Origin of the sequence: Falsigemmobacter faecalis, from assembly GCF_003863335.1 — a bacterium.
In the GTDB taxonomy this organism is placed as follows: Bacteria; Pseudomonadota; Alphaproteobacteria; order Rhodobacterales; family Rhodobacteraceae; genus Wagnerdoeblera; species Wagnerdoeblera faecalis.
On record NZ_RRAZ01000033.1, the window covers coordinates 23,670 to 37,846 of the forward strand.

Genomic DNA, 14,177 nt, shown 5'->3' on the forward strand with positions numbered 1-14,177 from the left:
GGTGGAGGCGGCGTCAGACGGCGCGGGGCCAGCCCTCAGCCTGAGGTCGGAGGATCAGAGCGCTGCGTCAGTAGCGCACCTCTTCAAACCCGGGCGTGCCGGCCTGATCGCGCCATTCCACCCGCACCGCACGCCAGCGATAGGATTGGCACTGGCGCGGAACCTGCACACCCGAACTGGCCGGCGCGCTGCGCGCGGAGATTGTCGCCCAGGTGAACTCTCCCTGCGGCCCGTAAGTCCCGAGCCGGCTGTCGTCGGTTCGTTTACAGCCGGAGCGGTTTTCGAACTGCCGGTAATCGATCTGCCAGACCTTCAGATCGCGAATGAAGTCAAAGCCACTGCCCGAGACATCGATGTCCGCCCGCTCCGGCTCTGTGGATGTCGCGACCTTGAAGAGCCGCTCGCGCAGAGGGGTGTCCGGAACCACCCCCGCCGATCCGCCCATCGGGCAGCGCCAGAGCTGCAAAGGCGGCTCCACCGGCCAGGGAGTGATCCGCCGGATAAACTCCGCCTTTGCGCGTGCGCAGGGTTCCGAGGCCGGCCAGCCGCCGGCGAGGCACAGCAGGATCGCACAATCGATCGGATAGCTCTGCGCCAGAGCCGAAGATGGCAGGGCAGCGGCAAGGCCCGCCACCAGCAAAAAGGGTTTCATAATGCGTCCAGACAGGCAGTTTGTCATTTCAACTGCGCCGATACATTTCAACATCTTGAGACGCAAGCACACATCCTTGGCGTGAAGCTGGGGATAACTTCCTTCCTCGGGCCTGTTTTGGGGCCCTTAGTTGTGGTTTCCGGCGGGCCTTGGCCCTTCTTTCCAAGGGAATTGTGCGCTATCCAACACGGCAGACTCAGAGCGGATGGTTTATCTTAAAATAACCTGCTTGTAGTTGATAATGTTGTAACGTATTGCCCGTGTGGAATTGAACCCCACCCGGGCCCCTCAGCTATGAAGGATCGGTGGGGAGCCCATGACAGAAGAAGCCCCGAATGTGGTTACCGAAGACGGACTGCGTAAACTCCTCGCTCTCGGCTATCGGGCCGAGGTGGTCTGCAAAGAGACCGGAGGCAAACGCCACAACACCTGGACCGGCAATTGGATCATCCGTGCCGTCGGACCCGACAATGGCGCTGAGAAGCTCCTCGTCACCAGCCGCGCCTATTTTAAGGTCCGCGAGTTCAAGACCGTCGTCGGTCTCGTCAGCTTCCTGTCGGACATGGGTTTCACGACCGCTCATGTCCCGCTCGAAGCCGGCGGCCGCGTGCAACACCAGCTGCCGACCCTCCCGGTCGAAGACTGAGCGCTATGCTCTGGCGCTGGCGCTTCTGGGCGCCGGCGCCCTGCCCGTCTGCGCCGAGCCTGGCGCTGACTTTGTGTTTCGGGTGCAGGGGGATGGTCGGCTGATCAGCGGCAAAGGCACCGCGAAGCCTCGAGTGCCTGGATCTCTTTTCCTCTTTGAACAAAACGACCGGTCGGCTGATAAGGCCGACCCCGTTCCTGCAGACCGGGATCATGCGCCCGCGCCCGCTGCGGAGGTCCTGCAGGCCATTGAGGCCACGGCCCTGCGTTACGCCGGACACGGTGCACTCAAAGCAGCCGGGCTCACGCTTTCCGACTGGATGCTCTTTTACCGCGCGAACATCGAGGTTGAGAGCCGTTATCAGCTGCAGGCCCTCAGCCCGGCAGGGGCCATCGGCCCCGGTCAGCTGATGCCGGCAACGGCGGCGGATCTCGGCGTGGATCCTTATGACTGGCGTCAGAACCTCGACGGCTCGGCGCGCTATCTGCTGCAGATGCTCGCACTTTTCGGCACAACCGAGCTCGCGCTCGCCGGCTATAACGCCGGGCCCGAAGCCGTGCGCCGCCACGGCGGTATTCCCCCCTATCCCGAGACCCGCAGCCATCTTGCCCGCGTCGCCCAAGTGGTCGCGCGCCTCAAAGGAGAGGTCTGATGACCCATAGCCGCCTCATCTCCACCGCAGCCCTCCTCACCCTCACCCTCGGGCTCGCGGCCCCCGCGCTCGCGCAAAGTATTGACCTCTCCCCTGTCCAGACGCTGCTGCAGGGCATCGTCGATGCCATCACTGGTCCCTTGGGCATGGTGATTGGCACGCTCGCGATGATCGGCGTCTTCCTCTCCTGGCTTTTCGGTATTCTGGACTTCCGTCAGGCGCTTTGGGTCGTCGTGGCCATCGCCGGCATCGCGGCCGCACCGACCATCGTCGCCGCCATCTGGACCACCTGATCAGACAGCAGGTGCAGAATGCCGGATCCTTCCCCCCTTTTCATCGGCCTTCTGCGTCCGCCGCGGCTGCTGGGTCTGCCAATCCTCTATGCCATGTCCTGGCTCTTTGGCTCAGTGCTGCTCTTTCTCTGGGTGCAGAGCTGGGTCATCGCGGCGCTCGCTCTGATGATCTGGCCTCTTCTGTGGAAGGCCGCAGACCGCGACCCGAACTTCCTCGATGTGCTCGCCATCACCCTGCAGGAGACCCCGCCCACGCGGAACCGCAAACACCACGATGGCGACAGCTATGCACCCTGATCCAAGCTTTCACGCAACGCCGAACTGGCTCGCCCGGGAGCGCCGGCTCGCCCATATGCTGCCCTATGTCAGCCTCGTGGACGATCACACCATCCGCACCCGCGGCAATGAGCTGATGCAGTGCATCCGCCTTGAGGGAATTGGCAGCAGCACCAGCGACACGGCCCATCTCGACCGCATCGGCGGGCTCCTCGCCGGCGTCATCGCCCAGATCGGCACAGGCTATTCCTGGTATCTCCACAAGGTCTCAAAGGCCGTCGACACCCGCCTGCCGCCGATCACCGGTGACAGCTTTGCAGCCGCGCTGGACCGGCGCTGGCAGGCCCATCTGGCCGGGGCAGGGCTGCGCGATAAAAGCCTGACCCTCACCCTTCTGCAGCGGCCCGCCACTTCGCCTCGCATGAGCCTCACCGCCCTGCGCTCCCGCGCAGCACTCGCGGGCGAGCTGGAGCGCCGCATGCGTCATCTCGACGAGGTCACCGGCTTTTTGCTGCCGACCTTTGCTGAGCTGAAGCCGCGGCTGCTGACCGCGGCCAGCGGCGAGCTTTTGGGCTTCCTCGGCAGCCTTAACACCGGGGCAGAACATCCGCTCTTCGCGCGCTCACTCTTCGGGCTGATCGCTGAGGATGTCTCCAACACCCGTGCGACCTTTAAAGGTCGCAGGATCCATCTCTCGGAAGGGGCTTCGGGCGAGAAGATCGGCGAGATCTTTGCCGTCAAAACCTATCCAGCCCGCACCGACAGCCTGATGCTCGATGAGCTGAACCTGCCCGTCGATATGGTGGTGAGCCATTCCTTCACCCCGATCAATTCCAACCTGATGGCCGGCCGCATCAAGCGCCAGCTGCGTCTGATGCAGGCCAGCAAAGACGGCGCCGTCAGCCTCGAGGCAGAGCTTGCGGAGGCCCAGGATGATCTCGAAGCCCGGCGGCTGATCTTTGGCGATCATCATATGAGCGTCGCTGTCTATGCCCGCACCCCTGCTCATCTTGATGAGATCTGCGCGGAGGTGCGCAATATTGCGGCCTCCTCCGGCATCAATCTGATCTCCGAGAGCTTCGGGGCGCGGGCGCATTATATGGCCCAGCATCCGGGCAACAGCGCCGCCCGCAGCCGCAAAGCCACGATTACCAACCACAATTTCGCCGATCTGGCCACCTTTCACCGCAGCCCCACCGGCAAAGCGGCCACGGAGCTGCCCTGGGGCGTGCCGCTGGTCCTCTTCCCAACGCCCGAGCGTTCGGGGTTTCATTTCAGCTTCCATGAGACGGGCGCGCCCAACCGCGAGCCCACCAGCGGCCACAGCCTGATCCTGGGCCGCCCGGGCTCGGGCAAATCCGTCCTTGCCGCCTTCCTGATGGCCATGGCACGGCGCGCCGGCGCCCGGCTCTTCGTCTTTGACTACCGCGCCGGCATGGAAATGGCCGTGCGCGCCATGGGTGGCAGCTATTCCACTATCCGCGCCGGGCGTACCACCGGCCTCAATCCGCTGGCGACCGAGATCGATCCCCGCGGCCAGGCCTGGCTTGCCGACTGGCTCGCAGCCCTTCTTGAGCGTCCCGACCAGCCCCTGAGCCCGGTGCAGACCAACCGCCTGCAGGAGGTCGTGCGCCAGAACGCCGGCGCTCGCGACGCGCGGCTGCGCAACTGGTCGGACTTCGCCTCGCTCCTTGTCTCCACCGATGACGAGGGCGATCTCTTTGAGCGCATGCAGGAATGGTGTGGCAATGGCCGCTATTCCTGGATCTTCGGCGCCGGTGCACAGGACAGCTTTGAAATCGGTGGGGAGGTCTCAGGCTTTGATCTCACCGGCATTCTGGATTCTGAGAGCCCGCGCGAGCGCATGGCGGTGCTCTCCTATCTCTTCCGCCGCGTCGAGCGGGTGATTGAGGATCGCCGCCCCACCGTCATCCTGATCGATGAAGCCTGGAAAGCGCTCGACAATGACTATTTCGCCGAACGGCTGAACAATTGGCTGGTCACCGCCCGTAAACAAAACGCCGTTGTCGTGATGATGACGCAATACGCCAGCCAGCTGGAACGCAGCCGCACCGGCAAAACCATTATTGAAGCCGTGCCGACCCAGATCCTGCTGCCAAACATCCGGGCGACCGCCGCGGATTATGCGCTCCTCGGGCTCTCCGGGAAAGAACTGGGTCTTCTGACCAGCGCGCCCGGCAACGCCCGGCTGGCCCTGGTGCGTGATGACCGCGGCTCTACCGTGATCGATGCCGATCTCTCGGCGCTTGGTCCCCTCGTGACCCTCCTTGGCGGCATGGAGACCGGCGAACAGCTCGCAGGATCCGATTACCGCAGCCGCCCGGATTTTTGGAAACTCCTCTGATGCACCCCCTCACCCCGATCTGCCGTCTCCGCCCTGTCGCAGGTCTCGCGCTCGGCGGGCTCCTCCTTCTGGCCGCCTGTTCCAAAGGCGAGGCCATCAAGCCCAATTGCTTCACAAGTGAGCAAACCGCTCTCACCCCGACCGTGACCCTCTCAACCCGCGGCACCGCTGACACGGCCCTGCCCGGTCCCTGTCACTTCCGGCCCTTGCAGCATGCGGGCTGAGCGCCAGCCCCGCAGGCGTTCTGCGACCTGCGCAGTTATTCTCGGCTCGGCCTTCCTGGCTCCCCTGCCGCTTGCCGCCCAGGGCGTGCCCGTCTTTGACGCGGCGGGCTTTCTGCGCACGGGCGCCATCATCGCGCAGCGTGACCGCGATCTGACGCTGCAAAGTGCAAGGCGCAGCCGCGAGGCTGAGCTCGCGCAGCTGCGCGAGGCCCAGCTGGCGGCGCTGGAGGGCATCGGAGCTGCGCTCCAACGGGATCCGACAGCCCATGAGCATACCGAGTCCTCCGCACTCCGCGCGCTGGAGGACGGCACCTCCCCTGGGTCATCCGCGGCTTCGCTTTATGGCGCAGACGACCCCAACCCCGCGGCCGCTCGCCTCTTTGGCGATGCAAAAGCCGATATCGAGGCGTTGATCATTCGTGCCGCCGAGGAGACCCACGGCCTGCCCGGCATCACCGCTGCCGGTCTGAGCCCGCTGCAATGGCGCTGTCTGCTGCAGGCCCTGGTCTGGCAGGAAAGCCGGTTCCAGATTGGTGCGCGCTCCCCCGTCGGCGCTTATGGGCTGACCCAGATCATGCCCGCCACCGCGGGCGATCTTGGCATTTTGCCTGACTATTACGACGATCCCTACCTCCAGCTCACCGGTGGCGCGCGCTATCTCGCGCAGATGCTGGCGATGTTTGACGGCAATCTTATCCATGCGCTCGCCGCCTATAACGCCGGGCCCGGCAATGTCCGCAGCCACGGTGGCGTGCCGCCCTTCGCCGAAACGCAAAACTATGTGCTGAGCCTGCCCGCGCAATATAACCGCTATCTCGCGGAGATCGGCGGTCCGGAGGCGCGCGGCAGCATTGATCCGGTCCTGCTCGCCAATGCGGGCCTCAGCCTCTCAGCTCACAGTGCCGGTTCGTACGGCGATTATGCCACGGTCTCAGTCACCACCGTCGCCGCACGGCTGCAGGAGATCATCCGCCGTATTCCCGAGACCCGTGACGCGCAGGAAGCGCTTGCGCTCAACAGCTACGCCCGCGCGGAACTCGCCCGCATCCTCGCCATCCGCGCCCGCATCAAAGCCGCCCGCCTCGCGCCCGAGGGCGCCGAGCAACTGCGTCTGGCCGCTGAGCAGGCGGCTGATCGGCGCTATATGATCTGGGAAGGTCAAAACCTCCAATGAAACAACTCCTTCTCGCCGCAGGGCTCGGGCTGACCCTCAACCTGCCCGCCGCTGCTCAGGGCGTGCCCACCATCGACACCCGCAATATCGCGCAGGAGATCCGGCAGCTGCAGCAGATGCTGGAGGATTTCGGGATCCAGACCGACCAGCTCGACACCCTCCTCAAAACCCTCAGCCTCGTGCAAAACCAGCTCGATCAGCTGCGCTCCACCTATGCAGCCCTCACCGGCCCGCGATCCATTCCCGGCCTGTTGCTGGGCGAAGGTCTCGACGGGCTTCTCGAGGCAAAGTTCTCAGACCTTTCGGGTCTCATCCGCGGCATTCAGGCCGGGGACTGGAGTGGCCTGATCGGTGGCGCCGCAGGCCCGCTCGGCACGCAGATGGAAGCGGCCCTCGCAAAAGCCGGCTTTGACAGCGACAGCCTGCAAAAGATCGCCACCAGCGGTAAACCCGGTGCCGAAGGCATCGCAACCCGCGCCAGCACGGGTGCCGTGATCTCAACGGCTGCGCAAAACAGCCACGCCGAGGCGGGGCAATCGTTGCAGCGCGTGGAGCACCTCGTGAGCCTGATCCCCGAGATGGAAGACCTCAAGGCCTCTATGGATCACAACACCCGCGTCACTGCAGAGCTGGCCATCGCCATGACCCGTATCTGGGAGCTCGAGGCCATCCAGACCATCGGTGCCGGCACTGCCGGTCTCATCGATGCCGCCACCCTGGCGGAGGAGCGCCGCTACATGGACTTCACGCTTCCGGAGCTCAAATGACCGCTGCTGCTAACCTGACCTCACTTCAGGAGGTCGTCGAGGAAGAGCTGATCTGCGGCGCGCTGCGCCGCGAAGGTCAGTGGCGTCTGATGGGGATCATCGGCGCGGGCTTTGGCGTCACCGGCTGCCTCGCTGCCGCCGCCGTTGCCCTCATGGTCGACGCCCCGCCGCCCCTGATTGTGCCCTATGATCCCGCAACGGGTCTCGCCCTGCCGCGGGCCACGGTGGAGGCCGTGCACCTTTCCGAGCGGCCCGCCGTCACCGAAGCCCAGATCTACCGCTATATCCATGACCGTGAGAGCTACAACCAGCTCGACAATGACCTGCGGGTACGCCGCGTGCTGACCCAGTCGGATGGTCAGGCTGGAGCCGGCATGCGCGCGCTCTGGACCAGCGGACAGCCCGACTATCCGCCCTCCCGCTACGGCGCCGGCGCGGAGATGTCCGTTGAGATCGCCAGCATTTCGCTGATCGGCACAAACCGCGCCCAGGTGCGGCTGCGCAAGAAGCTGATCAGCCCTCAGAGCAATCAGACCGGCCAGTTCACAGCCACCCTGATGTTTGCGTTCCGCCCCGAAGCCCCGCGCGATCTCGATCAAGTCTGGCAAAATCCCTTCGGCTTCACCGTCACCCAATATGCCATCCGATCGGACCGCTCTGAATGATCCGCCCCCTCACCTGTGCCCTGAGCGCGCTTTTGCTCTGCGCCACTGCCCCGGGCTTTGCCGAAACCACCCCGCGCTCCGGCCCGCATGACAGCCGCGTCCGGAGCGCCACCTGGACCGAAGGTCAGGTCTACCGGGTCGTGACTTCGCTGACCCGCGTGACCTCGATCGAATTTGGGACAGGCGAGACCATCCGCTCGATCATCGCGGGCGACACCGCGGGCTTCCAGTTTGACGGTGTGCCCGGCGGCCAGGCCTTCGCCATCAAGCCTGTGCTTGAAGGGGCCGCGACCAATATCATCGTCTATACCAACCGCCGATCCTACTATTTCCACGTCGTGGAGGCGGGCACGACCTCGCATTACGTCGTGCAGTTCCGCTATCCCGAGCCGCTGAGCCGGGCCAGCCGCGCGGTCGCTTCCGCCGCACCGAACTACGCCTATGCCGCCAGCGGTGACGGCGCCTTTCGCCCGGAAGCCGTCTGGGACGACGGCCGCTTTACGTATTTCCGCTTCGCACCGGATGCGCCCATGCCGGCGATCTTCCGGATGAGTGGCAGCAAAGAACGCCTGGTCAATGCGGTCGTACAAAGCGAGGGCGTCATGCGGGTCTCGGGCACCAGCGGGCAATGGGTGCTGCGCATCGGCGAGGAAGTCATCTGCATTGAGGACGCCGCTAAGGCGAGGGCCGGCGCATGAGCACGGAGCCTGCCGATCTCTCTGCCCGCCTCAAAGCGCTGGAAGCTGCGAGCGGGAAAGTGTCGGGCCGCCCGAAAGCACTGCTGCCGCTTGCTTTGGGGGGCGCGGGCCTTCTGATGGGGGGCTGCCTCCTCTGGGCGCTGAGCAGCGCACCGGCTGAGCCTCCGCTGCAAACGGCGGCGCCCGAAGAGTTCCAGACCCTCGGCTCGGGCTTTGGCGATCTGCCGCCGCCCGTGCCGGTGAAGCCGCGTGCGGAAGCCCCGGCCGGGCCCACCCCGGCGGAAGAGGAGCTGCGTAAAAGCCTCGCCGCGCTGCAAAGCGAACTTGCGACGCTCAAATCCCGTCCCGTTGTGATCGAGAGCCCGCAGAGCAGTGATCCGGAAGCCCTGACCGCGCTCTCTGCGCAACTGGCGCAGATGGAAGCCACGGCTCGTGCGGCGGAAGACGCACTGGAGCGCCAGCTGACCGAGCGCGACCGCGAGCTCGAACGGCTGCGGATGGATCTGGAACTCGCAAAGCTCGGAGACACCGGCTCAGACAGCCGCGCGCCGCGAGGATCTGCCCCCGGGGACCGCATCACCTCGCCGCTGATTGCCTGGACCGGCTCCGACGCCGGCAGCAAATCTCCGGCGGAGGACCGCAGGCTCAGCGGGACGGAGGCCTTTGTGCGCGAAGGTGCGGTGGCGGCCCCGGTCAGCCGCGCCGCGGTGATCGTGAACCCAGGCCATACCGTCCTGCAGGGGACGGTCATTCAGGCGGTGCTGGAAAGCGCAATGGACAGCAGCCAGCCCGGAGTGCTGCGGGCCGTGGTCTCCGAAGATGTCCACGCACTTGACGGCTCGCGTGTGCTCATCCCGCGCGGCGCGCAGTTGCTGGGGCGCTATAAAGCCGATGTCGGGCTCGCCCAAGGACGGGTTACGGTGGCCTGGGACCGGATCCTGCTGCCCGATCATCAAAGCGTCACCCTCAGCGCTTATGGCGGCGACGAGCTCGGCCGGGCGGGCGTCAGCGGACATGTCAACAGCCGCTTCGGCAAAAGGTTTGGCTCGGCGGCGCTGATCTCACTGATCGGTGCCGTGCCGGATCTCGCGCGCGCCGGGGTGGAAAGCGAACGCGCGGGGGACGTCGCAGGCGATGTCGCGGGTGATCTGCGCGACGCCAGCCGCAGTGTGATGCAGGACTATCTGACCCTGCGCCCGGTTATCCGGGTGCCGCAGGGGAGCCGCATCACCGTCATGGTCGATCGTGATCTGGAGATCCTGTGATGGACACCAGCTATCTGGAGCTCTCCCTCGAGCGGCTCGGCCCGACAATCCGCCGCGAAGATCTGATTGAGATCTGCATCAATCCCGACGGGCGCATTTTTGCGGAAGTTCGCGGTGATCTGCACATGCACCCCCTCGGTGTCACACTGAGCCCCACAGAGATCCGCGATCTTGGCACGCAGATCGCCTCGGTCGCCGGCAGCACGCTGAGTTCGCGCCGGCCCATTGTCTCCGTCAGCATTGCCTGTCAGGGCCGCCCGATCCGCGCCCAGGTGATCCAGCCGCCGGTGACGGAGGGCGGCTTTGCGATCTCGCTGCGGTTTTTTTCCAGCCTGCCGCTCAGCGAGATTAACCTCAGTTATCTGCACGGCGCCCCGCGGGAAGAAGAGGCGCGGCGCGCGGCAATGGCACGCGAACTCCGCGCAATCATTGCCACTGGCGATATCGCGGCCACGCTGCAGCTTTGCGTCTCTGAGAAGCTGAACATGATCCTCGCGGGCGGCACCTCGACCGGCAAAACCGTCACCGCCCGCAAGATCCTCTCGCTGGTACCCGACAGTGAGCGGATCCTCACAATCGAAGAAGCCGCTGAACTCCGTCCCGAGCAGAGCAATGTGGTGACACTGCTCGCAGACCGCGACAACGAGGCCCGCAGCGCCGATGCGCTGCTGACGGCCGCTCTGCGGCTGCGTCCCGACCGCATTGTGCTCGGCGAAGTCCGTGGCCGTGAAGCGCTGACCTTCCTTGAGGCGATCAACACCGGTCACGGCGGATCTCTGACCACACTTCACGCGGAAACCCCACAACTGGCGCTGCAGCGCCTCGCCATTGCCGCTCTCAAGACCGAGCTTCCGATGAGCCATGCAGATATGCTGCGCTACATCCGCAGCTCCATCGATGTGATCATTCAGACCGGCCGCCACGGCGGCCGGCGCGGGATCACCGAGATCTGGCTGCCCGGGCAGGACGATGCCCAAGGCGACACCGCCTCCTCCCCCTCCTGAAAGATCTGCAGATGAAGTTCCTCACCATGGCCCTGGTCATGACCCTTTTGCCCCTCACGGCCCAGGCTCAGGTGCCGATCAGCGGAGATCTGACCGTCAGCCTGAACCCGCAGCGCTATCGGATCTGTAATGACCGGCCCGAAAGACTGGCGTGGATGGAGACAATCGTCCCGCGGGAAGCTTATCGCGCAGTGACGCTGATGGAACTCTATGAACTGCGCTCATGGGAGACGATTGTTCGCAGTCAGGATTGTTCCTGTGCGACCCGGTTCCCACCTTGGACCAATGCAGGAAACGAGTATGATAAAACCATCAGGCTGCTCAGTGCAGCTGAACACACCCGAAAGCAGCGAGAGCTCCGGCGCCAAGCGGCACAACTGAGATCCGCAGTGGAAACCGTCTGCCGCGCGCAGGGCAACTGGTAATGGGGGTGGTCAGCTGGATGGTCGGAAGTGCCGATGGCTTTCTCGCCTCTGCCGCGGAAAGTCAGTTTGGCGCGGTCGCCGGTCACCTTGGCACAGCAGCGCTGCTCATGGTTACGCTCTCCATCATCGCGCTCTTTCTGAACATGGCATTCCAGTACCGGAGCATGGATGGCTCCAGCTTCTTTTGGTATCTACTGAAGCTATCGCTGATCGGGCTCTTTGCATTCAACTGGGCTGAATTTAACGCGGTGGCGACCGCCGTGACCGGTGGGCTTGATTATATTGCCGGCACATTGGTCGCTTCAGTCGGCGGCAGTGGAGCTGGGGCAGGTCACTTCGCGGCCGAGTTTGACAACCTGATTGAACAGTTCAGCAAATATCTGAACGCCATCGGCGGCAATCTCAGCTGGATGACGGGCGCCATTCTGGGTGGGCTGGGTCTCATCATGCTGAGCCTGCTGGGCTTCCTGACCGGCATCGTGCTGATTTTTGGCAAGATGATGTTGTCGCTTATGCTGGGCCTCGCGCCTCTGATGATCACCCTCTCCCTCTTTGATGCCACGAAAGATTACTTCCATCGCTGGATCTCGACCACCGTAAGCTATGCCTTCTACCCGGTAGTCATTGCAGCGATGTTCTCAACGGTCGTCGGCATGGCCAATGCCCTGCTGGCTGAACTGGGTGATCCTGCCTCTGCCACCAATATCGGGTCGCTGGTGCCCTTCTTTGTCATGGTGTTTTTGGCGAAGGGATTTGTCGCGGCAACCCCGATCATCGTGCGGGGGCTGTCAGGCAACTTCATGCTGATCGCGGGGCCGGCGGTGGCCGCAGGGGCAGCCGGCCTCACGCGTGGGCTCGCCAATACCCGCTCTGTACAGGCCCGGGCACTAAGCGGCGGCCTGAGCGGCACAGAGCTCGCCGGGCGCGCTATTATTCAGACGCCTGCGGCGACGCGGGCAGCAGTCCTGAGCAGCGGCGCACAAATCGCCCGCATAGCTGAACGCGCACGGCGGTTGGGACAGTAAAATCCGGTACCCCGGTCAGAAACTTTGATCGGGGGTGCTGGATCTCCGCATCCCTCCGCTGCAGGATCTGCAGCGAGGAGAAACCCTATGATTGCCCTGAAACCGATCTCTGATGATCACCCTGCCCTGCGAGCCTCTCCGCTGATCCGGGGCATCCTTCTCCTCATGGCCTGGATCGAAGAGCACGGCCCCATCCCGCTCACGCCCTCAACGGCTTTCAAACGGGTCTTCGTCGAATGGGCCGCGCATCATTTCGACTGGCCTGGCCATCGGCCCGAGGATCTCTACGCCGTCAACCGTGTGCTCAATGAGCAGGATTTCCTGCCCCTCATGGTCATCCATGACCTGCTGCTCCAAATGAAGCTCGGTCGCCACTACAAGGGCAACTTCCGGCTGACCAAATCCGGGCAGGCACTTGCCGGCCGTCCCGCAGCGCTCTTCTCTGAGATCCTGCCATGGTGGCTGACAGAGTTTAATCACAGCACGCTGTCGCGATTTGACGCTGGAGCGGCCCGCCCGGACTGGCGGATTTATCTGAATATTCTGAATGTCGAGGCCGAGGGCGGGGTCACAGGTGCCCGTTTACGGGAGATCTTCTGCGAAGACCCGACGGAGCGCGATCGGCCATCCTACAATGACGGATTGCATGCTCTCTCGCTCTATGTCCTGCGGCCACTGATCTGGATCGGGCTTCTGGAAAGGATCGACGGAGAGCCTCGGTATCAGTTGGAAAAGGCCACCTTTGTGAAAACGCTGCTTTGGGAAGCGACATTGATGCTGGGCACCGATGGTTTGGTACGGAAGTCAACACGTCATTGAGCGGAGCCTATGACCGCTTTGGGCGGTGGGTTCAAAGGATCGCAGCAACACAGGCCTGAAACTTTTCCGCGGGTGTTTTGTAGCCAAGGGTTTTTCGCGGACGTTCATTGAGTTGTCTTGCCACCGCGCTGAGCTTTGCCTGACTGTGCCCAGATAAGTTTGTGCCCTTAGGAAAATATTGGCGCAAGAGGCGGTTCGTGTTTTCGTTTGTACCTCTCTGCCAGGGACTTTGTGGATCACAGAAGTAGACGTTGATGTTTGTGGCGATTGTGAAGTTCTGATGGCCGGACATTTCCGTCCCCCGATCCCAGGTAAGCGACAGATAGAGATCACGCGGCAGCTTTTGAGCCTGTTTGATCAAGGCAGATGTCACGCTTTGGCTATCCTTGTTTTGCACTTTGGCGAGCATCACAAAGCGCGAGTGGCGCTCCACCAGGGTCAGGATGAAGCTATTGCCTGAGCCTGCGAGGAGATCTCCCTCCCAATGCCCGGGAATGGCACGATCCTCAGCAGAGGCCGGGCGCTCTCGGATTGAGACGGCCTCTCGAATTTGCCCCAAGCCTTGGCCTTTCAGGCTCGAACATTGCGGGCGCCGCATCGAGCGCCTTGTTCTCAAATGCGCCTGCAACTCTTTCTTGAGAACGCCACGTGTCTGAATGAACAAGCTTTTGTAAATCGTCTCATGCGACACACGCTGCTCTGGATCGCCTGGATGTTCGCGCATCAACCAGCCTGCAATTTGTTCGGGAGACCATTTACGTAAGAGTTTTGCCGATATGATGCGACATAGATGGACCTTGCCCACCAGCTTGCAGGTCTTAGGCCGACGGGTCCGATCCCACGCCGATTGATCCGCAGACGTTGCGCGATAAACAACACGACCGCCATTGCGGTTGACCTCCCGGCTGATTGTAGAAGGTGAGCGCTTCAGCCTGCCTGCTATGGCACGTAAACTATCCCGCGCATGCAAGCCTCGTGAGATCTCTTCACGCTCAGAGCATGACAGGGCCCGACAGGATCTGACACGCGATGGAGGGCGTATGCCACCAGTGCGTGCCAATAGGGGATGGACCGACGAGGACGAGCGATCAAAGCTTCGTCCGATCGCATTCATGGACTCCCCGCGTTGCCAACGATCCCAAATCTCGGTCTTCTGCTGATCGGTAAAAAAGATACGCCGCCGATGGGCGTTGTTGCACAAATCCGCCTTAGGATAGAGCGCCCCTA

16 protein-coding genes are annotated in these 14,177 nt (G+C 63.5%); 14 read left to right on the plus strand and 2 right to left on the minus strand.

The genetic code is table 11. The features are described from left to right. Positions 1-67: 67 nt before the first annotated feature. The gene (locus tag EG244_RS16875; RefSeq protein ID WP_124966350.1) at positions 68-652 is read right to left on the minus strand and encodes a hypothetical protein; all 585 of its coding nucleotides are present in this window, start codon (positions 650-652) and stop codon (positions 68-70) included. A gap of 316 nt (positions 653-968) precedes the next feature. On the opposite strand from EG244_RS16875, the gene EG244_RS16880 reads away from it, so the two are divergent. The 14 genes from EG244_RS16880 to EG244_RS16945 all read left to right on the plus strand — a co-directional run bounded on the left by EG244_RS16880 (position 969) and on the right by EG244_RS16945 (position 12,950). Beyond that, positions 969-1,298: a hypothetical protein gene (locus EG244_RS16880; protein WP_124966351.1), complete on the plus strand. Its 330-nt coding sequence runs from the start codon at positions 969-971 to the stop codon at positions 1,296-1,298. 133 nt (positions 1,299-1,431) lie between these two features. Continuing rightward, positions 1,432-1,950 carry a lytic transglycosylase domain-containing protein gene (locus EG244_RS16885; protein ID WP_325050398.1) on the plus strand — a complete coding sequence of 173 codons (519 nt, stop codon included), beginning with the start codon at positions 1,432-1,434 and terminating at the stop codon, positions 1,948-1,950. Further along, entirely contained in the window at positions 1,950-2,243 is a 294-nt protein-coding gene (locus EG244_RS16890) for a TrbC/VirB2 family protein (RefSeq protein ID WP_124966353.1), read from the plus strand. Before EG244_RS16885 ends, EG244_RS16890 begins: the two co-directional genes overlap by 1 nt. An 18-nt stretch (positions 2,244-2,261) precedes the next feature. Next, positions 2,262-2,540, plus strand: coding sequence for a type IV secretion system protein VirB3 (locus EG244_RS16895; protein WP_124966354.1), 279 nt, complete (start codon positions 2,262-2,264; stop codon positions 2,538-2,540). After that, complete coding sequence (locus EG244_RS16900) at positions 2,530-4,884, plus strand: VirB4 family type IV secretion system protein (protein WP_233589050.1); 2,355 nt, start codon at positions 2,530-2,532, stop codon at positions 4,882-4,884. The genes EG244_RS16895 and EG244_RS16900 overlap by 11 nt, the downstream gene beginning before the upstream one ends. 213 nt (positions 4,885-5,097) lie before the next feature. Beyond that, positions 5,098-6,282, plus strand: a complete 1,185-nt coding sequence (locus EG244_RS16905; RefSeq protein WP_124966356.1) for a lytic transglycosylase domain-containing protein — start codon at positions 5,098-5,100, stop codon at positions 6,280-6,282. Continuing rightward, entirely contained in the window at positions 6,279-7,049 is a 771-nt protein-coding gene (locus tag EG244_RS16910) for a type IV secretion system protein (protein WP_124966357.1), read from the plus strand. Before EG244_RS16905 ends, EG244_RS16910 begins: the two co-directional genes overlap by 4 nt. Continuing rightward, positions 7,046-7,714 (plus strand): virB8 family protein, encoded by a 669-nt coding sequence (locus EG244_RS16915; RefSeq protein WP_124966358.1) that lies wholly within the window; start codon positions 7,046-7,048, stop codon positions 7,712-7,714. The genes EG244_RS16910 and EG244_RS16915 overlap by 4 nt, the downstream gene beginning before the upstream one ends. After that, the gene (locus tag EG244_RS16920) at positions 7,711-8,412 is read left to right on the plus strand and encodes a TrbG/VirB9 family P-type conjugative transfer protein (RefSeq protein ID WP_124966359.1); all 702 of its coding nucleotides are present in this window, start codon (positions 7,711-7,713) and stop codon (positions 8,410-8,412) included. The genes EG244_RS16915 and EG244_RS16920 overlap by 4 nt, the downstream gene beginning before the upstream one ends. Next, on the plus strand, positions 8,409-9,677 hold the full coding sequence (locus EG244_RS16925; protein WP_124966360.1) for a TrbI/VirB10 family protein: 1,269 nt from the start codon (positions 8,409-8,411) through the stop codon (positions 9,675-9,677). Before EG244_RS16920 ends, EG244_RS16925 begins: the two co-directional genes overlap by 4 nt. Next, positions 9,677-10,681, plus strand: a complete 1,005-nt coding sequence (locus EG244_RS16930; RefSeq protein ID WP_124966361.1) for an ATPase, T2SS/T4P/T4SS family — start codon at positions 9,677-9,679, stop codon at positions 10,679-10,681. Before EG244_RS16925 ends, EG244_RS16930 begins: the two co-directional genes overlap by 1 nt. A gap of 11 nt (positions 10,682-10,692) precedes the next feature. Continuing rightward, on the plus strand, positions 10,693-11,106 hold the full coding sequence (locus EG244_RS16935) for a hypothetical protein (RefSeq protein WP_124966362.1): 414 nt from the start codon (positions 10,693-10,695) through the stop codon (positions 11,104-11,106). Continuing rightward, a complete protein-coding gene (locus tag EG244_RS16940; RefSeq protein ID WP_124966363.1) occupies positions 11,106-12,131 on the plus strand; it encodes a type IV secretion system protein in 1,026 nt (341 codons plus the stop codon). The genes EG244_RS16935 and EG244_RS16940 overlap by 1 nt, the downstream gene beginning before the upstream one ends. 87 nt (positions 12,132-12,218) lie before the next feature. After that, complete coding sequence (locus EG244_RS16945; RefSeq protein ID WP_124966364.1) at positions 12,219-12,950, plus strand: hypothetical protein; 732 nt, start codon at positions 12,219-12,221, stop codon at positions 12,948-12,950. Positions 12,951-12,981: 31 nt separating this feature from the next. Here the strand turns inward: EG244_RS16945 and EG244_RS16950 are convergent, their stop codons facing one another. Then, the gene (locus EG244_RS16950) at positions 12,982-14,151 is read right to left on the minus strand and encodes an IS30 family transposase (RefSeq protein WP_124966365.1); all 1,170 of its coding nucleotides are present in this window, start codon (positions 14,149-14,151) and stop codon (positions 12,982-12,984) included. Between the last annotated feature and the right edge of the window lie 26 nt (positions 14,152-14,177).

Excerpts from the sequence above, each read along its gene's own strand:
- EG244_RS16915 (WP_124966358.1), top strand. The coding sequence starts at position 7,046 with ATGACCGCTGCTGCTAACCTGACCTCACTTCAGGAGGTCGTCGAGGAA.
- EG244_RS16945 (WP_124966364.1), top strand. The coding sequence starts at position 12,219 with ATGATTGCCCTGAAACCGATCTCTGATGATCACCCTGCCCTGCGAGCC.
- EG244_RS16910 (WP_124966357.1), top strand. The coding sequence starts at position 6,279 with ATGAAACAACTCCTTCTCGCCGCAGGGCTCGGGCTGACCCTCAACCTG.
- EG244_RS16900 (WP_233589050.1), top strand. The coding sequence starts at position 2,530 with ATGCACCCTGATCCAAGCTTTCACGCAACGCCGAACTGGCTCGCCCGG.
- EG244_RS16905 (WP_124966356.1), top strand. The coding sequence starts at position 5,098 with ATGCGGGCTGAGCGCCAGCCCCGCAGGCGTTCTGCGACCTGCGCAGTT.
- EG244_RS16940 (WP_124966363.1), top strand. The coding sequence starts at position 11,106 with ATGGGGGTGGTCAGCTGGATGGTCGGAAGTGCCGATGGCTTTCTCGCC.
- EG244_RS16935 (WP_124966362.1), top strand. The coding sequence starts at position 10,693 with ATGAAGTTCCTCACCATGGCCCTGGTCATGACCCTTTTGCCCCTCACG.
- EG244_RS16875 (WP_124966350.1), bottom strand. The coding sequence starts at position 652 with ATGAAACCCTTTTTGCTGGTGGCGGGCCTTGCCGCTGCCCTGCCATCT.
- EG244_RS16925 (WP_124966360.1), top strand. The coding sequence starts at position 8,409 with ATGAGCACGGAGCCTGCCGATCTCTCTGCCCGCCTCAAAGCGCTGGAA.
- EG244_RS16880 (WP_124966351.1), top strand. The coding sequence starts at position 969 with ATGACAGAAGAAGCCCCGAATGTGGTTACCGAAGACGGACTGCGTAAA.
- EG244_RS16930 (WP_124966361.1), top strand. The coding sequence starts at position 9,677 with ATGGACACCAGCTATCTGGAGCTCTCCCTCGAGCGGCTCGGCCCGACA.
- EG244_RS16920 (WP_124966359.1), top strand. The coding sequence starts at position 7,711 with ATGATCCGCCCCCTCACCTGTGCCCTGAGCGCGCTTTTGCTCTGCGCC.
- EG244_RS16895 (WP_124966354.1), top strand. The coding sequence starts at position 2,262 with ATGCCGGATCCTTCCCCCCTTTTCATCGGCCTTCTGCGTCCGCCGCGG.
- EG244_RS16890 (WP_124966353.1), top strand. The coding sequence starts at position 1,950 with ATGACCCATAGCCGCCTCATCTCCACCGCAGCCCTCCTCACCCTCACC.